This window comes from Sinomicrobium kalidii (assembly GCF_021183825.1).
Taxonomy (GTDB): Bacteria; Bacteroidota; Bacteroidia; order Flavobacteriales; family Flavobacteriaceae; genus Sinomicrobium; species Sinomicrobium kalidii.
In genome coordinates this window covers 938,860-963,005 of record NZ_CP089211.1, presented here as the reverse complement: position 1 = coordinate 963,005, position 24,146 = coordinate 938,860, and the positions used below count along the sequence as shown (strand labels likewise).

The window sequence follows — 24,146 nt, the reverse complement described above, 5'->3', positions numbered from 1 at the left end:
TAATTAATAAGAAGCTATGGGAAAAAATTACTTCTTCAATTATTGCTTTAGGGGAGAAATGAATCCGGGGTATCGCAAATCGGATGCCGGAGACACCATTCCGTCCTATGCAATTCTTTTTTTGAGAAAACTATCCCTTGTTTTTACGAATGTATTTATGAGACACGGTCTGCTGGCAGTAATGCTGCGATGGTCAGATGACGTGTGTGTCATATTGTCCTGTGCCGCAAGAACAGATTGTGGCCATGTTGTTGCCTTCCGCGAATGTGGCAGAAACACAGTATGAAATAGTAAAATACGATTTAATCGCTATAATGTTCTCGTTTAGAGAGATGTATATCAGTTTAACTTGAAACCCTTGTTCTATGTACAAGAAAATTACTCTGAAGAGTAAGGCCAAATTACCGTTCTTTTTTCTAGCCTTCTCTTTACTTGTGTTAAAATCTACCCTGGGATTTGCGCAACAAAGCCCTTTCCATGCTGATAGTCAAGATTCGGACAAAGACATTGCTTGTCTGATTTGTTCGGTGACCGATCCTGAAAATGCGGTAGATTCCGATCCTGATACTTATACGCAACTACAGGCCAATACCGTTGGTGGTTCCGTATGGCAGGATCTGGTATTCCCGTTTCAAGGGGTTGCCGGAGACAGTGTTCAGGTAGTCATCGGTTCGGGAAGTGGTTTGTTTGAACTGGACTTGCTCGGGGGAGTTACCCTGGAAAGTTTTAACGGGGCAACGGCCAACGGTGACGGGGTTAACCTGTCTAACCTGGCAAGTGTGTATTTGTTACCGGGGACTACAGACCGTTATATTGTAAGTTTTCCTGCAGAAGCGGCTTTTGATAGGGTTCGGGTGAAATTCCAGGCTCTTGCCGCACTTGGTGCTGATATAAGGGTTTACGGAGCGAGAATAAAATACGGAATGCCCGGTGTTACCGGGGCTACTGCGGAATACGGGAGCTCCACAACAATCGGGTTGTCTCCGGTAAGTGCAGGAGACAATATAGAGTGGTTTACCGATGCCGAAGGAGGGACTTCCCTGGCTACGGGGAACAGTTATACGACCCCGGCCTTAACTGCCAATGCTTCCTATTATATAGAGATCACCCGCAACGGGCTTACCCAGCCGGAACGTTATCCGATAATGGTAGGCGTGCCCAGGCCGCCGATCGCGGACGGGGACCCCAGGGAACGGGTATATGCCTGTACCCAGGATAATTTTGTCGTAGGCGGGGTACAAAACCCGGAACTTGCAGTGGATGGTGATCCCGGGACGTTTTCTACATTTTCTATTCTGAAGGTAGGAGCGTTTTATCAACGGCTTAGTTTTGAAAATTGTGCGGTAAAACCTCAGTTGGGGGACAAGCTGCATGTTAAAATAGGGACACCTCCGGGATTACTGGAGGCGCTTGGCTTTGTAGGTATTCAGGCGGTTAGTAACGGGAAACTTGTAGGAGAAGCCGTGCCCCTGGTAAACCTGATATCCGCGCTTAACGGTGCCAATGAATACGAGATTGTATTTGACCCCGGAGTGCCTTACGACGGGGTACAGATCACTAAATTGTCTCTTGACAGTTTTGCTACCGATCTCAATATATATGAAGCTTATTTTTACCAGGCAGCAACAAGTACTGTAGATGTAAACCACCCGGTGGATGTGTTGACCGGTACAGGCACTATTGGCAGTACTGCTAATTTTGTGAATGATGTTGAGCTTGCCTTTGATGGGGATGATGCTACTTTTGCGCATCTGCGTGCCGACCTGGCCATAGCTGACGGTTATGCCAGTATTACGGCTTTGTATCCTACCGTGTCCAAAGAAGGTGACGGGGTCAGGGTGTTGCTGCAGAAGCAGGAAGGCGGTGTAATAGACGCTTCGTTATTGTCAGACAATATTCGGATACGAACCTATAATGATAATGACGCCAACAGCGAATTGACTTTAGACCCGGAACTGATACAGCTATCGCTGTTCCCGGGGACTACAGATGTTTATGAGTTGATCTACCCGGTGAATGTGCCGTTCAACCGGATAGAAGTGTCGCTTGATGCGGGACTGGCCAGTGCTTTTGACGGCCTGTATGTGTATGAACTGGACCGTGCGGAGAATGTGCCCGGAGGGGAATTCCCCGATCCCGTAAGCCCTTTCCATGCAAATAACCAGGAATGGGATAAGGATGCCTTGTGTGCTTTATGTGATGTGGTAAATCCCGGATTTTCTGTAGACGGTGACCCTGACAATTATGCCGAACTCAATGCTACGGTAGGTGTAGCCGGAGGTGTATGGCAGGACCTGATTTTCCCGTTTACCGGATTGAACGGCGACCAGATCGAAGTGGAGATCGGTATAGGCGGAGGCCTGGTTGATTTCTCGGTACTTGGCGGACTGACCCTTGAAAGTTTTAACGGGCCAACGGCTAACGGAGACGGTATTTCATTGTCAGAGCCTGTTAATATAGAATTGGTGCCCGGAACAACGGACCGCTATAAAATAACCTTTGATGCCGGGGCAGACTTTGATCGTGTCCGGGTAAAATTCGAGGCTTTGGCATCCGCATTGACCAATATACGGATATACGGCGCAAGACTTCGTTACGGCATGCCCGATGTTTCGGGCAACCTGGTAGCACCGGGTACAGCGGCCAATCTGGAGCTGAGCCCGGTAAGCCCATCCGATACTATCGAATGGTTTGCCGATGCTGAAGGCGGAACGCCCATAGCAACGGGACTTACTTATACAACTCCTGCCTTAAATACAAATACAACTTATTATATAGAGATCACCCGTGACGGCCTTACCGAACCGGTACGTTACCCGGTAACGGTAGGGATCAACCTCCCTCCGACAGAAGGAGCACGGGAGCGGGTGTATGCCTGCAGCCAGGACAACCTGGCCATCGGTGGTGTTGAAAACCCGGAGCTTGCCGTGGATGGCGACCCGAGTACCCATTCTACCTTTACCATAGTAAAAGTAGGCGCGTTCTATCAAAGATTGAGCTTTGAGGATTGTGCGACCAAACCCGCTGCGGGAGATGCATTGCACATTAAGCTGGGTACGGAATCCGGCTTGCTGGAAGTGCTTGGTTTTGTGGGTATCCAGGCCGTACGTAACGGCGTGCTGGTAGGTGATGTAGTACCTTTGGTAAATCTGGTATCCGTATTGAACGGGCCCGAACAGATCGAGGTGGTGTTTACGCCTTCTGTAAACGGAGAACCTATCGAGTATGACGGTGTACAGATCACGAAATTGTCGCTCGACAGTTTCCAGACACCTTTACATATTTATGAATCGTATTTCTACCAGCCTGCTACAGGACCGGTGGATGTCAACCAGCCTGTGGATGTGCTTTGGGGAACGGGCGGCGACATAGCCAGTACGGCGAATTTTGTACGTAATGTTGAAAATGCCTTTGACGGAGATGATACGACTTTTGCACACCTGAGGGCTAACCTTGCCGTACTCAGCGAAGGTGTTCATATTACCGCCCTTTACCCGACCTTGTCCGTAGAAGGCGATGGTGTACGGGTATTGCTTCAGAGAGAAGAAGGCGGAGTGATCGATGCATCACTGTTATCAGAAAATATACGAATACGAACCTATAATGATAATGACGCCAACAGCGAATTGACTTTAGACCCGGAACTGATCCAGTTATCACCGTTCCCGGGAACTACAGATGTTTACGAGTTGATCTACCCGGTGAATGTACCGTTCAACCGTATAGAAGTATCGTTTGATGCGGGACTGGCCAGCGCCTTTGAAGGCCTGCATGTGTATGAGCTGGACCGGGCGGAGAATGTGCCCGGAGGGGAATTCCCCGATCCTATTAGTCCTTTCCATGCAACAAGCCAGGAACCGGGAGTGAATGGGGTATGTGTATTATGTGATGTAGTAAATCCGGAATTTTCCGTAGACGGTGATCCGGATAACTATACGGAACTCAATACTCCCGTAGGTGTAGCCAGCGGAATCTGGCAAGACCTGATCTTCCCGTTTACCGGATTGAACGGCGACCAGATCGAAGTAGAAATCGGTGTAGGCGGAGGCCTGGTTGATTTCTCGGTACTGGGCGGACTGACCCTTGAAAGTTTTAACGGTGATACTGCCAACGGGGACGGTATTTCATTATCGGAACCTGTTAATATTGAGTTGGTTCCGGGAACTACCGATCGTTATAAAGTGGTGTTTACCGCCGGAGCGGATTTTGACCGTGTTCGCGTGAAATTTGCTGCGGTGCTGGAAGCCCTGACCAACGTAAGGATATATGGCGCAAGACTTCGTTACGGCATGCCCGATGTTTCGGGCAACCTGATAGCACCGGGTACAGCGGCCAATCTGGAGCTGAGCCCGGTAAGCCCATCCGATACTATCGAATGGTTTGCCGATGCTGAAGGCGGAACGCCCATAGCAACGGGACTTACTTATACAACTCCTGCCTTAAATACAAATACAACTTATTATATAGAGATCACCCGTGACGGCCTTACCGAACCGGTACGTTACCCGGTAACGGTAGGGATCAACCTCCCTCCGACAGAAGGAGCACGGGAGCGGGTGTATGCCTGCAGCCAGGACAACCTGGCCATCGGTGGTGTTGAAAACCCGGAGCTTGCCGTGGATGGCGACCCGAGTACCCATTCTACCTTTACCATAGTAAAAGTAGGCGCGTTCTATCAAAGATTGAGCTTTGAGGATTGTGCGACCAAACCCGCTGCGGGAGATGCATTGCACATTAAGCTGGGTACGGAATCCGGCTTGCTGGAAGTGCTTGGTTTTGTGGGTATCCAGGCCGTACGTAACGGCGTGCTGGTAGGTGATGTAGTACCTTTGGTAAATCTGGTATCCGTATTGAACGGGCCCGAACAGATCGAGGTGGTGTTTACGCCTTCTGTAAACGGTGAACCAATCGAATACGACGGTGTACAGATCACGAAATTGTCGCTCGACAGTTTCCAGACACCTTTACATATTTATGAATCGTATTTCTACCAGCCGGCTACCGGTCCTGTGGATGTCAACCAGCCTGTGGATGTGCTTTGGGGAACGGGCGGCGACATAGCCAGTACAGCGAACTTTGTACGTAATGTTGAAAATGCCTTTGACGGAGATGATACGACTTTTGCACACCTGAGGGCTAACCTTGCCGTACTCAGCGAAGGTGTTCATATTACCGCCCTTTACCCGACCTTGTCCGTAGAAGGCGATGGTGTACGGGTATTGCTTCAGAAACAGGAAGGTGGCGTGATCGATGCCTCGCTACTATCAGAGAACATACGTATAAGAACCTATAATAATAACGATGCCAATAGTGAATTGACCTTAGACCCGGAACTGATACAGTTATCGCTGTTCCCGGGAACTGAAGATGTTTACGAGTTGATCTACCCGGTAAATGTACCGTTCAACCGTATCGAGGTATCGTTGGATGCCGGCCTGGCCAGTGCCTTTGACGGCCTGCATGTTTATGAATTAGACCGGGCACAGGATGTGCCCGGGGGAGAATTCCCTGATACCGGATTATGGGCTACGCAAGAAGATCATGGAACTACACCTATTTGTGGAGCTTGTGATGTCATAAATCCAGAGAATGCTATTGATGCTGATTTAACTACTTACTCTCAATTAAATATGCCCGTTGGATTGACGGGTTCTGTATGGCAGGAATTATCAGGATTCCCTTTCCGTGCTGTACAAGGAGATCACATACAAGTGGTATTGGGTATCGGAAGTGGGGTAATAGATGCCAGTGTACTTGGAGAATTGACTTTCCAGGCTATGGATGGAGATACTAATGTAGGAGAGCCTGTCGGTATTTCCAATTTGGTAAGTGTTAACCTGTTGCCTGGTACAAGTGACCAATATGCTTTTGTCTTTGATCCGGATGCGGAGTTTGATAAAGTACGTGTAGAATTCCGTTCACTTTTAGATTTGCTTACGAATATTCAGATCTACGGAGCACGAATAAAACTGCCTGATCCGAATATCATTTCCGGTAATGTGATTCAGCCGGGAGAAACACCGACAATAGAATTATCACCAAATGGAGGAACTTCTTTAGAATGGTTTGCTGATGCAGAGGGGGGAGATCCGATAGCTACCGGAAATACATACTCTCCCGGTACTCCGTTAAATGAAAATATTACCTATTATGTAGAAATAAGCCGGGACGGCTTTGTAGACCCGCAACGTTTCCCGGTTACAGTATTTGCTACAACCGATACCTGGGCACTTGCACAGAACTGGGAGCCTTTTGGAGGCTGCCTGGTATGTAGTGTTACGGATCCGGAAAATGCGGCAGATGGAGATCCTGCGACTTTTGCAACACTGAACCAGACCGCAGGAGTGGCCGGGGGAATACAGATGAACCTCTTTGACTTCCCGCTTCAGGGACTCCTCGGGGATAAGATACAACTGGTAGTAGGCCTTGGCGGCGGAGTGATCGATGCAAGCCTGTTCGATGGACTTACCCTGCAAAGTTTTAACGGCGATACGGCCAACGACGACCTTGCGGACAATGCAGAACTGATTGATCTGCAATTACTTCCGGGCTCTGGCGATCAATACGTTCTGACCTTTACCCCGGGAGCTGATTTTGATCGTCTGCAATTAAATTCGCAAGCCCTGATAGACCTGTTCAGTAACCTCAGGGTATACGGAGCCAGGATACAGTTTGTTAAGCCGGATATTGTTTCCGGATTGGTAACCACGCCGGGTACATCTACTACCGTAGTGGCAGCGCCCGTAGCGGAAACGAGCCTCGCATGGTATGACCAGCCCGAAGGAGGTAACCTGTTGGCCAGTGGTAACGAATTGACCACACCGGCACTGGATGCAAATACCACTTATTACGTAGAAGTAAGCCGTGACGGTTTTGTAGAGCCGGAACGTTATCCCGTAACCGTACTGGTTATGGATGCCCCTGTGGCCGGAACACCTACTGTAAGGGAATATGCCGATGCACAATCGAATAGTAATTCTATTCTTTCGCCTTCTATTCAGAATCCTGAATTAGCTATAGATGGTGATAAGGATACTTATTCTACTTTGGGAGCACTTCTTTTAAGTAGTGCGTGGCAGCAATTGACATTTACTGGTGAGTTGCCTGGCCCCGATGATCCGGTACACGTCAAAATTGGAACGGAAACCGGTTTAGCAGGTTTGCTTTCTGGAATTACTCTACGAACTTATAATGGGGATACTCCGGTAGGAGAACCATTTCAGTTAAGTAATTTATTAAACCTTCTTAATGGTGAAGATCGGGCAGATATTGTATTGCCAGCTCCAGGTGAACCTTATGATGGCGTTCGAGTAACTTTTTCATCTGTATTAAATCTTGGACCGGAAATCAATATTTATGAAGCTTATTATAATAAACCCGGAGATGGCGTTGCTTGTGATGAACCTGCTGATATATTGTGGGGTAATTCAGGTGGTATTGCAGGAGGCTTAAATCCGGTAGATAATCCTGAAAATGCGGCAGATGGAGATCAAACCACTTTTGCTCATTTACGGGTTAATCTTGGGATAGCAGATGCAAAGACTCATGTTACCACTCTATATCAAATGGTATCTGTTCCTGGAGACTCTGTTCGAGTAGTATTCCGAAATGAGGGCGGTTTATTGGATGCAGGTCTTTTGGCAAGCAGCTTTACCGTAAGAACTTATCTGGATAATCAGGATAATGGAGCTTTAGATTTAGATGAGAATCTTCTTAAACTGAGCCTGTTGCCGGGTAGCGGAGATATACAAGTACTCACATATCCTATAGATACTGAGTTTAACCGTATTCAGGTGTCTTTGGGAGAGGGACTTGCTCTTGCGTTATCAAGTTTATATGTATACGAAATAGGCCGTGTGGCACCGTCACCTGTTGTTGCCGGTGGTGATGCAGTGGCATGTGAAGGGGAGGATGTTACGCTCGAAGTAGACTTCCCGACGGAAAATACAACTTACAACTGGTACGATGCGGAAACAGGAGGCAATCTGGTAGGAACGGGAACTTCGTTTACCATTCCTGCTGCTGACCTGGCAATAGGTATAAACACCTATTACGTATCTGTGACCAGAAACGGATGTACAGATGAGGCTTCTGCCCGTGCATCGGTCAATGTAGAAGTAATAGAAAGTCCTGTAGCGCCTGTAGTAGCGGCCGAAACCGTATGGGCAGCTCCGGGAGGAACAGCTACCCTGCAGGTAGATACTCCGGACCCGGATACTACCTATAACTGGTATGATGTGGCTACAGGAGGTACTGCCGTAGCTACGGGAGATACCTATGAAGTGACCAATGTAACTGCCGATGCGGTATACTATGTAGAAGCAGCCACCGCAGAAGGATGTGCAAGTACAGCACGTACTGCAGTTAATATAAATGTATTGCAACCACCGGTTATAGATCCGGCTGGAGCAACAATTACACAGGGAGAAACAGCGAGCTTTACGGGAACTTCCCCGGATGGCACCGAAATAGTATGGTACGATCCGTCGGGCAATGAAGTATTCGTAGGTCCTGATTTTACAACTCCCGAATTGCCGGTAGGAGAGCACACGTATACGGCGACTACAAGAGACCCCGTAACGGGAGCAGAATCCGATCCGGTGGAAATACCGGTTATCGTTGAGCCTCTCGTTCTGGCGGCTCCGGCCGTGACCCCTCCTTCCGCCACTATAGATGAAGGGGATACGCAAACCTTTACGGCAACCCACGATAACCCGGATGTAACTTTTACCTGGTATGACCCGGATGGCAATGTGGTGGCAACTACGCCGCAATTTACCACACCTGCCGATCTTGCAGTGGGAGATTACACTTATACCGTAACGGCAACCGATCCGGGAACAGGCGTAGTGTCCGATCCCACCCAGGTACCTTTAACCGTACAGCCTCTGGGCGGGGGATTACTGCCTCCGACGGTAAGCCCGGCTTCGGCCACTTATCCCGAAGGGGATACGGAAACCTTTACGGCAAGCCACGACAACCCGGACGTGACCTTTATCTGGTATGATCCGGACGGTAATGAAGTGGCTACCACACCGGAATTTACAACCCCTGCGGACCTTACCGTAGGAGACTATACCTATACGGTTACGGCCACCGATCCGAATACCGGAGAAGTATCCGATCCGGCAAGTGTACCTGTAACCGTAGAACCTGCAGGCAGTCTGGCATCGCCGACAGTAACGCCTCCTTCGGCTACAATTCCCGAAGGAGAGACAGAGACCTTTACGGCCAGTCACGACAATCCTGATGTAACCTTTACCTGGTATGACCCGGATGGCAATGTGGTATCTACCACGCCTACATTCACTACACCGGCAGACCTTCCGTTAGGAGATCATGTATACACGGTTACGGCTACTGATCCGAATACCGGTGAAGAGTCTACACCCACCGAAGTACCGGTTACTGTAGCGCCGGCCGGTTCCCTTGAGGCACCGACCGTAACACCGCCTTCCGCAGTGATCAATGAAGGAGATACGGAGACCTTTACGGCCAGCCACGACAATCCTGATGTGACCTTTACCTGGTACGATCCGGATGGGAATGAAGTGGCTACCACGCCAACATTTACCACTCCAACTACACTTACGGTAGGAGACTATGTATATACGGTAACGGCCACGGACCCGAATACCGGAGAGGTATCTTCTCCGACAGAAGTACCGGTAACCGTAATCGGTCCGGACGACTTGTTACCGCCAACGGTAACCCCGCCTTCAGCTACATATCCCGAAGGAGAGACAGAGACCTTTACGGCGAGCCACGACAACCCGGATGTGACCTTTACATGGTATGACCCGAGTGGTGCTCAGGTGGCAACAACACCGACATTTACCACCCCTGCCGATCTTACGGTAGGAGACTATACATACACGGTGACCGCCACCGATCCGAATACCGGGGAAGAGTCTATTCCGACCGAAGTACCGGTAACGGTAGAACCGGCAAGCGGACTGGCTTCACCGACAGTAACACCTCCTTCGGCTACAATTCCTGAAGGAGAAACAGAGACCTTTACGGCCAGCCACGACAATCCTGATGTTACCTTTACCTGGTATGATCCGGATGGTAATGAAGTGGCCACGACACCTGAATTCACTACACCTGCCGATCTTCCGGTAGGGGAACATATCTATACCGTAACAGCTACCGATCCGAATACGGGAGAAGTATCCGATCCGACAGAGGTTCCGGTAACTGTAGAATCAGCCGGTACTTTGTTGCCGCCTGCGGTAACACCGCCTTCGGCAGTGATTGTTGAGGGTGATACGGAGACCTTCATGGCCAGCCACGACAATCCTGATGTTACCTTTACCTGGTATGATCCGGATAATAATGTAGTAGCTACGACACCGGAATTCACTACCCCTGCCGATCTTATGGTAGGAGAGTATGTGTATACCGTGACTGCAACTGACCCGAATACGGGAGAAGTGTCTGCACCTACCGAAGTTCCGGTAACGGTTGAACCTGTGGGAACTCTTGTACCACCTGTGGTAACCCCGGCTTCTGCAACTTATCCTGAAGGAGAGACAGAGACCTTTACCGCCAGTCATGACAACCCGGATGTAACCTATACCTGGTACGACCTGGATGGTAATGAGGTGGCTACGACACCTGAATTTACAACCCCTGCCGATCTTCCGGTAGGAGAACATATCTATACCGTAACGGTGACTGATCCGAATACCGGTGAAGTATCTGATCCGACGGAAGTACCGGTAACTGTAGAACAGGCATCCGGTGAATTGTTGCCGCCTACGGTAGTGCCTGAAACGGCAACTATAGAACAAGGCGGAGCGGTGACTTATACCGCATCCACCGATTACCCTAACGGAGAGATTATCTGGAAAGATACGGACGGAAACGAAATTGCGGCCGGAGAAGAATTTACCGCCGGACCGGGACTGACCCCCGGAACCTATACCTATAATGCGGTAGTTCGTGATCCGGATACCGGGGAAGAGTCTGCACCAACCCAGGTAACGCTCAATGTAACCGAACTTCCGTTACCGGAAGATTGTCTCCCGGCTTATGCAAGAACATATGCAACCAGCCAGACTGTTGAAGACGGTACGGTAAATAATCCGGCGAATGCAGTTGACGGAAACCTGGAAACATTCAGCACATTGCCGATTCCGTCACTTTTCGCCACGAATGCACAAACATTGCAATTCGCACAGGCATACAGCCCGGCTAACGGAGATGAACTGCATGTGAGATTGAGTACTGTAGTGGATGTTTCACTGCTCGGAAGCGTGACCATAACATTACAGGCATATAACGGAGATACCGCGGTCGGAGAGCCTGCGGAACTCACCGGCGGAGTATTGCTTAACCTCGCTTCAGGAGATAACGAATCTGATATCGTTGTTCCCGTGGGAAGCCCCGATCCTTCCGTAAACTTTAATGCGGTCAGGGTTGAAGTACAGGGAGCACTGCTTGCCGGAGGTGATATTAATGTACACGAAGCCTATGTGAACCAGGGCGTGGCAAGTCTTGCAGAGTGCAATACTGTTGAAGATATCCTGGCAGGATCGACCTCAGGCGTGCTCGGAGGTGTAAATGATGTATCCGGAAGAGCAAATGCCGTAGACGAAGACCTGGCTACAGCAGCCCTGTTAAGACAAAACCTCGGAGTTGCGGGTTATGTACACCTTACAACAATTTACTCCGCACCTTCCGTTCCCGGAGATTCCATCCGGGTGACCCTGGCGGACCAGGATGCCGGCTTGTTAGACCTTAGTGTGGCAAGAGGTATAGCTATTGTAGCTTATAAAGGAAATACACCTGTAGATTCCGTACAGGTACAGGAAGGACTTTTAAGTATAAAACTCCTTGGCGGAGGTAATCAATATGAAGTGGCAACGGCGATCGATCAGCCTTTTGACCGGGTATCCGTGCAACTGGGTGGCCTGGCCGATGCCCTTGCGGGAGTTGATGTATTTGAAATAGAACGCGTACCGGGTATCAGCTTTGAAGGTAACGATCCGGGAGATACGACCCTGGAAGCCTGTGAAGGGGGTACGGTTACCCTCAACGCTCCTGCGGACGATTGTACGACTTACTTATGGTACGATGCCCGCTTTGGCGGCAATGTGATCGGAGACGGAAACCTCGTCTTTGAACTTCCCGCAGATTGGGAACCCGGTGAACACACGGTCTATGTACAGCCCGTTCGTTACGGCTGTGAAGAGTCCGGACGTATCCCGGTAACCATAAACGTACTCGAAACTCCTGCAACCCCGGTAGTGGATGCCGAAAATGTAATGGTGAACCCCGGGGAGGACGCTACACTGAATGTGGTAGATCCCGTAGACGGAGTAACTTATAACTGGTATGACGCTGCAACCGATGGAAACCTTATCGATACCGGGGCTACCATAACTCTTACTGCGGTAACAGCCGAAACCGTATTGTATGTAGAAGCGGTTAATGATGCCACTGGCTGTATCAGTGAGGCCCGTACCATGGTTACGGTGAGCCTGAACGAACCCCCTGTGGCCAATGACGATACGATCTTTACCATACCTAACGTAACGGTGAATATCCCGGTATTGGTAAATGACGAACAGGGAACAGCCCCGATAGACCCTGCAACAGTAGCCATTGTGACTCCTGCGGCAAGCGGTACAACGGTTGTAAATCCCGATGGTTCGGTAGATTATACACCTACTGCCGGCTTTAGCGGAGCAGACAGCTTCGAATATACGGTAGAAGATGAAAACGGCCTGGTGTCCAATACGGCGATGGTTTCCATAACCGTAAGCACGGCACCGGTAGCCAATGACGATATGGCCAGCACCAACCCGGATACCCCGGTAACAGTGGATGTACTGGCCAACGACGCAGAAGGCACGGCTCCTTTGGTACCATCTACGGTAACCATAGGTACTGCACCGGCGAATGGTACGGTTGTAGTAAATGCCGACGGTACGGTAACCTATACGCCAAATCCGGATTTTCTTACCGGTGAGGATATGTTTACCTATACGGTGGAAGATGAGAACGGGGCGGTATCCGATCCTGCAACAGTAACGGTGAGTATGAACGATACTCCCGTAGCTAATGACGATATGGTGAGCACCACCCTGGATACTCCTGTAATTATTCCGGTACTGGATAACGATGAGGAAGGAAGTGCTCCGTTAGATCCCGCCACAGTTACTATAGTTACGGATCCGACCAACGGTACGGCCGTGGTGAATCCTGACGGAACCATAGAATATACGCCGAACAGCGGTTATCTCGGTGACGACACTATAGCGTATACGGTAGCAGATACCAACGGACTGGTATCTAATGAAGCGGGTGTTACAATTACTGTCAATGACGGCCCTGCTGCCAATGATGATACAGCAGAAACAGAACGGAATACTGCGGTAACCATCCCGATATTGGATAATGACATCGCCGGAACTTCAGAATTAGACCCGGCAACGGTAACCATAGTAACATCGCCAGCCAATGGTACGGTAATAGTCAATGCCGACGGTACGGTAGAATATACACCGGCTGACGGCTACCTCGGTGATGATACCTTTACTTATACCGTAGAAGACATAAACGGACTGGTTTCCAATGAAGCTACTGTATCCGTAAATGTTATCAGGACGCTTACACCTCCCGATGTAGTACCGATGGATGTGACCATCACGGAAGGAGAGACTACTACGTTAACAGCAAGTACGGATCATGAAGATGTTGAGATCGTATGGTTCGACAGCGATGGAAATGAAATATTCGTAGGAGAAGTATATACTACTCCGGATAACCTGCCTTTGGGCGACCATACGTATGATGTAATAGTCCGGGATGTAAATTATCCCGATGTAGTATCAGAACCTACTACGCCGGTTGTTCATATAGTACCACCCGGATCTCTGGACGACTGTACTGTTGCCAATGCCCAGACAAACGGCACACGGTTCCTGTGTTTGCTGTGTAGTGTGGAAAATCCCGAAAATGCGGTTGACGGGGATATAGACAGCTTCTCAAGGCTGATCACCCCGGCAGCAGTAACAGGAGCGGTATGGCAGGAACTGATCTTCCCTAACGGTGGACAGGCCGGTGATACGATTACCGTACATATAGGAACACAAAACTCCCTGCTCGATCTCGATGTATTGGGTACGCTGAGTGTACAGACTTATAACGGTACAGGCGGTACGGCAGGAGATGTAAACGGTAATGGGGACGGAGCCACCATAAATGACGATACCCTTATCAGTCTTAGTATATTACCCGGAGGGGAACGTGCGGAAGTATCGTTTGTTGCCGGAGGAGACTTTGACCGGGTTCGTGTGGAATTTGCTCCTGCTGTAAGCCTGGCGAACAGCAGCTGGCAGATCTACCAGGCTGAAGTGAAATACCAGCAGCCCACCACATTACCTGAAGATACGGAAGTATGTCTTGGCGATGTTGCAGTGCTGGAAGCCATTCCTGCTGCCAATACCACGATCCGCTGGTACGATGCGGAAGTGGGAGGAAACCTGCTTTCTGAAGAAAACACCTATACTACGGAGCCTATGGATACCGTAGGTGAAGTAACGTATTATATAGCAGTGGTATATAACGGTTGTGAAGATTCCGAAAGGATCCCGGTAACCGTGAATGTACTGGATGCTCCCGGTGCGGATGATATTGCCGTAAGCGGTAATGAAAATCCGGTATGTGCCGATGAAGATGTGGTACTTACACCTTCAAGTACAGAAGGTACGGTATTCCGTTGGTACATGGATGCGGACAGAACACAACTGATTAACGACGGCGATGTTGACGGCGATGTTTCTTATGCCATAGATACAAATGGTGTATTGATCATAAGCGGTCTGAACAGCGATAACAGTCCGTACACCTATTATGTGAGTGTGGAAGGGGCCAACGGATGTGAAAATCCTGCAGGTGCCCTGAGGGATGTAATGATAGAAATTACACCTAATGCACCGGGTGAGGACATTACAGACATCGTAATAGACAATGTGAACGGCGATGGAGAAGTTTGTCTGGATGCCTCGGGTAGTGTTACACTCACGGCAAGTCTTACGGCAAGTAGTACGATAACCAATCCGGTATTCCATTGGTATGACGGCAACGGAGACCCGGTTACCGGAGGCGAAAACGGAGAGTTAGTAGTAGATGGTCTTACTGCCGGAACATATGACTATAGTGTAGGCGTAAGCGGAGACGGTTATTGTGAAACTGTAGAAGATCAACGTAAGACAACAACATTCGTTGCAAGAGACGACTGTGCATTTATAACAGCTAATGACGATACGGCCAATACACCTGTCGATACCCCGGTAACGATTCCGGTACTTGATAACGACGTGGCAGGTGATGCACCTATCGATCCTTCGACAGTGGCTATCGGTACAATGCCAACCAGCGGAAGCACCGTGGTAAATGCCGACGGTACTGTAGATTATACACCGAACACCGGGTTTGAAGGCACCGATACCTTTACCTATACGGTAGATGATGAGGACGGCTTTACATCAAACGAAGCCACGGTAACGGTATTCGTAGGCAGCAACGGCGGTTTAATGGCCGTTGACGACGAAGCGAATACACCTGTCGATACCCCGGTAACGGTTCCGGTACTTGACAATGACGTGGCCGGTAATGCACCTATCGATCCTTCAACGGTAGCTATCGGTACAATGCCGACCAGCGGAAGCACCGTGGTAAATGCCGACGGTACTGTAGATTATACACCGAACACCGGGTTTGAAGGCACCGATACTTTTACCTACACGGTAGAAGATACGGACGGCTTTACGACCAACGAAGCCACGGTAACGGTATTCGTAGGCAACAACGGCGGTTTAATGGCCGTTGACGACGAAGCGAATACACCTGTCGATATGCCGGTAACGGTTCCGGTACTTGATAATGACGTGGCCGGTAATGCACCTATCGATCCTTCGACAGTGGCTATCGGTACAATGCCGACCAGCGGGAGCACCGTGGTAAATCCTGACGGTACTGTAGAATATACACCCGACACCGGATTTGAAGGTACAGACACCTTTACCTACACGGTACAGGATACGGACGGCTTTACGACCAACGAAGCCACCGTAACAATAACGGTAGGCGGAGATAATGGCGGCTTAATGGCCGTAGATGACAATGCAACAACACCACTGGATGTTCCGGTAACTGTAGATGTGCTGGCCAATGATGTAGCGGGTAATGCACCTATAAATGAAGGCACAGTGGCAATAGTTACTGATCCTGTAAGTGGAAGCGTAGCTGTCAATACTGACGGAACGGTAGTGTATACACCGAACACCGGTTTCGAAGGTGTGGATACATTCACATATACAATGCAGGATACGGACGGCTTTACTTCTAATGAAGCTACGGTAACCGTAACGGTTGGCGGAGACAACGGCGGTCTGATGGCTAATGATGATACGGCCAATACCCCTGTTGATATGCCTGTGACGGTCCCTGTACTTGATAATGACGTAGCAGGTAATGCACCTATCGATCCTTCAACGGTGGCTATCGGTACAATGCCTGCGAGTGGAAGCACTGCGGTAAATGCCGACGGTACGGTGGAATATACACCGAACACCGGATTTGAGGGCACAGATACGTTCACCTATACAGTAAAAGATACGGACGGTTATACCACCAACGAAGCCACGGTAACCGTAACGGTTGGTGGAGACAACGGTGGTCTGCTGGCCAATGACGATACTGCGGCAACCCCGATGGATGTAGCTGTGGATATCGACGTACTGACCAACGATACACCTGGCAATGCCGCTATCGACCCGACAACGGTAACGATCGTGGATATGCCATCAGACGGCGGTACGACCGATGTGGATGCGACTACCGGAATGGTAACCTATACACCATCCGCCGGATTTGAAGGCGAAGCGACCTTCACTTATACGATGCAGGATGAAGACGGTTATACGAGCAATGTAGCTATGGTAACCGTAACGGTAGGCGGAGACAATGGCGGTCTGCTGGCAGTAGACGATACTGCGGCAACCCCGATGGAAACGCCTGTAGACATAGATGTCTTGGCCAATGATGAAGCCGGAAATGCACCGATTGATGTGACCTCGGTAATGATCGCGGGTATGCCGACGCAGGGAACTGCGGATGTAGATCCGGTAACCGGAATGGTAACCTATACGCCTGATGCCGGATTTGAAGGCGACGATACCTTCACCTATACAATGAAAGACGAAGACGGTTACACTTCTAACGAAGCTACGGTAACCGTAACGGTAGGCGGAGACAACGGTGGTCTTATGGCCAATGACGATACTGCGGCAACCCCGATGGATGTGGCTGTGGATATCGATGTACTGGCTAACGATACACCTGGCAATGCCGCTATCGACCCGACAACGGTAACGATCGTGGATATGCCATCAGACGGCGGTACGACCGATGTGGATGCGACTACCGGAATGGTAACCTATACACCATCCGCCGGATTTGAAGGCGAAGCGACCTTCACTTATACGATGCAGGATGAAGACGGTTATACGAGCAATGTAGCTACGGTAACCGTAACGGTAGGCGGAGACAATGGCGGTCTGCTGGCAGTAGACGATACTGCGGCAACCCCGATGGAAACGCCTGTAGACATAGATGTCTTGGCCAATGATGAGGCCGGAAATGCACCGATTGATGTGACCTCGGTAATGATCGCGGGTATGCCGGCGCAGGGAACTGCGGACGTAGATCCGGTAACCGGAATGGTAACCTATACGCCTGACGCCGGATTTGAAGGCGACGATGCCTTCACCTATACAATGAAAGACGAAGACGGTTACACTTCTAACGAAGCTACGGTAACCGTAACGGTAGGCGGAGACAACGGTGGTCTTATGGCCAATGACGATACTGCGGCAACCCCGATGGATGTAGCTGTGGATATCGACGTACTGACCAACGATACACCTGGCAATGCCGCTATCGACCCGACAACGGTAACGATCGTGGATATGCCATCAGACGGCGGTACGACCGATGTGGATGCGACTACCGGAATGGTAACCTATACACCATCCGCCGGATTTGAAGGCGAAGCGACCTTCACTTATACGATGCAGGATGAAGACGGTTATACGAGCAATGTAGCTACGGTAACCGTAACGGTAGGCGGAGACAACGGTGGTCTTATGGCCAATGACGATACTGCGGCAACCCCGATGGAAACGCCTGTAGACATAGATGTCTTGGCCAATGATGAGGCCGGAAATGCAGCTATTGATCCTGCGACGGTAGTTATAGGAACCATGCCGACGGATGGAGCCGTAGAGGTAGATCCGGTAACCGGAGTGGTAACCTATACGCCTGACGCCGGTTTTGAAGGCGATGATGCCTTCACCTATACAATGAAAGATGAAGACGGTTACACTTCTAACGAAGCCACGGTAACCGTAACGGTAGGCGGAGACAATGGCGGTCTGCTGGCAGTAGACGATACTGCGGCAACCCCGATGGAAACGCCCGTAGCTATCGACGTACTGGCTAATGATGAAGCCGGAAATGCAGCTATTGATCCTGCGACGGTAGTTATAGGAACCATGCCGACGGATGGAGCCGTAGAGGTAGATCCGGTAACCGGAGTGGTAACCTATACGCCTGACGCCGGTTTTGAAGGCGACGATGCCTTTACCTATACAATGAAAGATGAAGACGGTTACACTTCTAACGAAGCTACGGTAACCGTAACGGTAGGCGGTGCCAACGGTGGTCTTATGGCCAACGACGATACTGCGGCAACACCGATGGATGTGGCTGTGGATATCGAAGTCCTTGCCAACGACACGCCTGGAAACGCGGCTATCGACCCGACTACGGTAATGATTGTGGATACGCCATCAGACGGCGGTACTGCCGATGTGAATGCGACTACCGGAATAGTAACCTATACACCATCCGCCGGCTTTGAAGGTGAAGCGACCTTCACCTATACGATGCAGGATGAAGACGGTTATACGAGCAATGTAGCCACGGTAACCGTAACGGTAGGCGGAGACAATGGCGGTCTTATGGCCAACGACGATAGTGCGGCAACCCCGATGGATGTGCCTGTGGATATCGAAGTCCTTGCCAACGACACGCCTGGCAACGCCGCTATCGACCCGACTACGGTAATGATCGTGGATACGCCATCAGACGGCGGTACTGCCGATGTGGATGCTACGACAGGAATGGTAACCTATACACCATCCGCCGGCTTTGAAGGTGAAGCGACCTTCACCTATACGATGCAGGATGAAGACGGTTATACGAGCAATGTAGCCACGGTAACCGTAACGGTAGGCGGTGCCAACGGTGGTCTTATGGCCAACGACGATAGTGCAGCAACCCCGATGGATGTGCCTGTGGATATCGAAGTCCTTGCCAATGATACACCTGGCAACGCGGCTATCGACCCGACTACGGTAACGATCGTGGATACGCCGTCAGACGGCGGTACGGCCGATGTGGATGCTACGACAGGAATGGTAACCTATACACCATCCGCCGGCTTTGAAGGTGAGGCGACCTTCACCTATACGATGCAGGATGAAGACGGTTATACGAGCAATGTAGCCACGGTAACCGTAACGGTAGGCGGTGCCAATGGTGGTCTTATGGCCAACGACGATAGTGCGGCAACCCCGATGGATGTGCCTGTGGATATCGAAGTCCTTGCCAACGACACGCCTGGCAACGCCGCTATCGACCCGACTACGGTAACAATCGTGGATACGCCGTCAGACGGTGGTACGGCCGATGTGGATGCTACGACAGGAATGGTAACCTATACACCATCCGCCGGCTTTGAAGGTGAAGCGACCTTCACCTATACGATGCAGGATGAAGACGGTTATACTTCTAACGTAGCCACGGTAACCGTGATTGTAGGCGGTACCAACGGCGGTCTTATGGCCAACGACGATACATCAGTTACAATTGTCGATACGCCTGTAGACATTGACATACTGGCCAACGATACGGCAGGTAATGCGCCGATAGATGCGACAACAGTAGCTGTTGTAGATATGCCTGCAGAAGGCACAGTGGATATTGATGGCACCACCGGAATAGCAACATATACTCCGGGAGCCGGTTACATAGGCGAAGATACCTTTACCTACACGGTTAATGATGAGGAAGGCTATACTTCGAATGTAGCCACCGTGACGGTGACGATTGATCCCGCGCCTACCGGACCTATTGCTAACGACGATGCCGTTCAGGTGAATCCTAACAGCTTCCTGAGGATTGCCGTACTGGATAACGATGCCGAGGGCAGTGCTCCGATCGATCCGGCGACAGTGGCTGTTGTCAGCGATCCTGCCGAAGGTAGTTTTGCGATTAACGACGACGGAACGATAGACTATATCCCGGATGCCGGCTTTGTAGGACAAGACAGTTTCCAATATACTGTGGAAGACGTGGAAGGAAGGCTGTCAAACACGGCGACCGTAACCATAGATGTCACTACGAATTCAGACCTGGCCATTAATATCACAGTCGATGAACTGACACCGTCCATAGACAGTAATGTACAGTTTACCATTACAGTGACCAACGACGGCGACCAGGTATTCTCTGATGTCATTGTAGATGAACCGTTGCCTTCCGGATACGAATTCGTAAGAGCGGAATCTGCAGACGGAGATTACAATGAACTGACTGAGAAATGGACCATAGATCACATAGGAGCCGAAGGTACGGCTACCCTCACACTTACGGCTAAAGTAGTTGCAGTGGCAGGAGCAGATTATCTGAATGTGGTAACTATTGAAGCGTCGTCTCCGGTTGATGTCAATCCGGATAACAACACGGCACAGATAGCAGTCGAACCATTGTTACTGGTAGTGTATAATGAGTTCTCCCCGAACGGAGACGGGTTTAATGACACCTTCGTTATAGACGGTATACAACTCTATCCCAACAATACGGTAAGGGTGTATAACCGCTACGGAAACCTGGTGTTCCAGACTTCGGGTTACAATAACGATTGGGATGGAGTTGCCAATAAGAGCGGAGCTATCATGAAAGATGACCGATTACCGGTAGGAACATACTTCTATGTAATGGATACCGGAACGGGAATACGAAAAAGCGGATGGCTCTACATTGCAAGATAAAGGAAATTAAAGAGGGATGGCCCCGTCCCTCTTTAATGCATTAAACCCATATAAAACAGATAAAATATAAGCAGATGAAAATTATAACAGTCAAAAAGAGCAATTACATTTTGTTTATATGTATGCTTGCTATGATAACGGTTAAGGCACAGCAGGATCCTCAATATACGCAATACATGTATAATATGATGAGTTTTAACCCTGCCTATGCCGGTTCTGTGGGGACTTTGGAAGGTGTGCTGCTGCACCGTTCGCAATGGACGGGGATTGATGGGGCACCGCAAACCCAGTCGTTGAGTGTACATTCCCCCTTGAATAATGAGAAAGTTGGATTGGGTTTTAATGCTGCTCACGACAAACTGGGGCCGTCTAAAGAAGTATTCCTGGACGGAAATTTTTCCTATACCATCCAGACCGGATACTTTTCCAAACTGGCTTTCGGGGTTAAAGCAGGGGTCAGTATCTTGGATGTGGACTGGAGCGAGGGAGATTTTAAGGATCCCAACGATCCCGTTTTCGCACAGAATGTCAATAAAACCCATTTTATTGCCGGGGCGGGAGCATTCTATTATACCGATAAATGGTATGTAGGCTTCTCCGTACCCAGCTTTCTGCGTTATGATTATTATGAAGACAGGGAAGACGGGGGAGTACTGTCCGACAGGCTGCATTATTTTATTACAGGTGGGTATGTATTTGAACTTTCACCCAGCCTGTTATTCAAACCCGCGACGATGTTAAAAATAGTAAGAGGAGCGCCGGTGTCCGTAGACCTTTCGGCCAATTTTCTCTTACAGGAGCGATTTACACTGGGAGCATCATACCGCTGGGACGATTCTGTAAGTGCCCTGGCGGGTTTTCAGATATCTCCGAGCTTTTTTATAGGGTATTCGTATGATTATACGACAACCAGTTTCAATCGTTACAATGACGGAACGCACGAAATTATTCTGAGGTATCAGATGCCGTTTAAATCCAGCCGTATAAAATCTCCGAGATTTTTCTAAACCGAAGCACTATGAGAAGAAGACTATTTTATACCCTTGGTTTTGCATTTTGTGTCACCTTGGTCTTTGCCCAACAGCCCAGGAAAGCTGACCGGCTATTCAAGGATCTGGCCTATGTAGAAGCGGCCCAGGCTTATGAAGCATACCTGGAAAGAACGAGTTCGCCTTCCACCGATATTTTGGGGAATGCGGCCGATTCCTATTATTTTATCAGTAAGGATACCAGTGCGGTGAAGTATTATAAAAAGCTGTACGAACTGCAGAAAGACGCCATGTCTGATGTCCGTTTTCATCGTTATATCCATGCACTGAAAGGAACCGGGAATTACGACGAGGCCCATAGCCTGATGAAGGATTACCTGAAAAGGAAGAATAACGAAGACGAAATATCCAGGTATGCGGCGGAGAAAAGCCATCTGGACAGCCTGGAACAGGCAGAGTCCCTTTTTACGGTCCATGACCTGGAAAGCAATACCCCGCGTTCTGAGTTTGGTACTACCTTTTACGGAGATAAAGTGGTGTTCTCATCAACGAGAAAACCGAGTTATACCCTGTATGTATGGAACCAGCAGCCGTTCCTCGATATGTATATCGGCGAACGCAATGCTACGGACGGGGAATTGTTTAATGTAGAACTCTTCCTTCCCGATATCCGTTCCAAATATCACGATGCAACCATTACATTTTCTCCCGACCTGTCCCATATTTATTATACCACCAATATCGTAAAGAATAAAAACAAACTTATCAATGACGATTCCGGGACCAATAACTTCCATATTATCAAGGGAACTATTGAAGACGGGGAAATCGTAAAGACAGAAAGCCTGCCTTTTAACAGCGTGGACTATTCCGTGGGGCATCCCTGTATGAGTCCCGACGGGAAATGGCTGTTTTTCGTCTCCGATATGCCCGGAGGGTTCGGTGATACCGATATCTATGTGGTGGAAATGTCGGAAGAAGGCAGTGTGGTTTCAGAACCGCAGAACCTCGGTCCGGTGATCAATACCCGGGGTAAGGAAATGTTCCCTTACTACAGGGAAGGAAAATTGTATTTCTCTTCCGACGGGCATTACGGGCTCGGACGTCTCGATGTCTTTGTAAGTGAACAGATTGAAGAAGAGAAACCGGAATTCGGAAAACCCGAAAATCTCGGTGATCCCGTAAACAGTAATAAAGACGATTTTTCCTTTGTCATTGATTCCACGCAGGCCTATGGCTATTTCTCTTCCAACAGGCTCGAAGGTAAGGGCGATGACGATATCTATTACTACACGAAAGAAAAAGCTCCGTGCGACCAGCTTGTTTCCGGTAAAGTGACCAATAAGAACACCAAACTTGCCCTTGAAGGGGCCACGGTGAAAGTGTTTGACGAATTCGGAGACCTCGTTACCCAGGCCACAACCGGGGCAGACGGTATGTACGAGGTGGAAGTGCCCTGTGAAAACACCTATAAGTTCCAGGCTTCCAAACCGAATTATACCACAGAAGAAAAAGAAGTGACCACAACCGAAAAGAACGGTGAGGAAATAACGGATGTCAACTTTGAACTGACCAATTTCGACGATCTTGTCGTAAAAGAAGACAACCAGGAGAAAATAGATGTAAACCCCATTTACTTTGAGTTTGATAAGTCGGATATCACCCCCCAGGCCGCAGAAGAACTCAATAAGGTGATCTATGTGATGAACCAGTTCCCCAAGGTGAAAATTAAAATCGAATCGCATGCCGATTGCAGGGGAAGTGCAAATTATAACCGGGGCCTTACCGACAGAAGGGCCAAATCTACACAGCAGTATATTCTGGATGTAGGGGAAATTGATCCTTCCCGGATAGAAAGTGCCATCGGTTACGGGGAAGACCGCCCTAAAATTGTTTGTGAAAGCTGTAGTCAATGTACGGAAGAAGAACACTCTGAAAACCGGAGATCAGATTTTATTATTATAGAAAAGTAGACAAAATCATAATCGCCCGGATAGAGTTCCTAATCTATGTTTGTAAGATGATG

The 24,146-nt window shown here is 49.4% G+C and carries 3 protein-coding genes; all 3 read left to right on the top strand.

Features of this window, described 5'->3' with window-relative positions; translation table 11 throughout:
- The first annotated feature begins 365 nt into the window (after positions 1-365).
- The 3 genes from LS482_RS03715 to LS482_RS03705 all read left to right on the top strand — a co-directional run bounded on the left by LS482_RS03715 (position 366) and on the right by LS482_RS03705 (position 24,093).
- Positions 366-21,131 carry an Ig-like domain-containing protein gene (locus LS482_RS03715; protein ID WP_233030409.1) on the top strand — a complete coding sequence of 6,922 codons (20,766 nt, stop codon included), beginning with the start codon at positions 366-368 and terminating at the stop codon, positions 21,129-21,131.
- A 74-nt stretch (positions 21,132-21,205) separates the two neighbouring features.
- A complete protein-coding gene (locus LS482_RS03710) occupies positions 21,206-22,138 on the top strand; it encodes a PorP/SprF family type IX secretion system membrane protein (protein ID WP_233030408.1) in 933 nt (310 codons plus the stop codon).
- An 11-nt stretch (positions 22,139-22,149) separates the two neighbouring features.
- Positions 22,150-24,093: an OmpA family protein gene (locus LS482_RS03705; protein WP_233030407.1), complete on the top strand. Its 1,944-nt coding sequence runs from the start codon at positions 22,150-22,152 to the stop codon at positions 24,091-24,093.
- Positions 24,094-24,146 lie beyond the last annotated feature (53 nt).

Excerpts from the sequence above, each read along its gene's own strand:
- LS482_RS03715 (WP_233030409.1), top strand. The coding sequence starts at position 366 with ATGTACAAGAAAATTACTCTGAAGAGTAAGGCCAAATTACCGTTCTTT.
- LS482_RS03705 (WP_233030407.1), top strand. The coding sequence starts at position 22,150 with ATGAGAAGAAGACTATTTTATACCCTTGGTTTTGCATTTTGTGTCACC.
- LS482_RS03710 (WP_233030408.1), top strand. The coding sequence starts at position 21,206 with ATGAAAATTATAACAGTCAAAAAGAGCAATTACATTTTGTTTATATGT.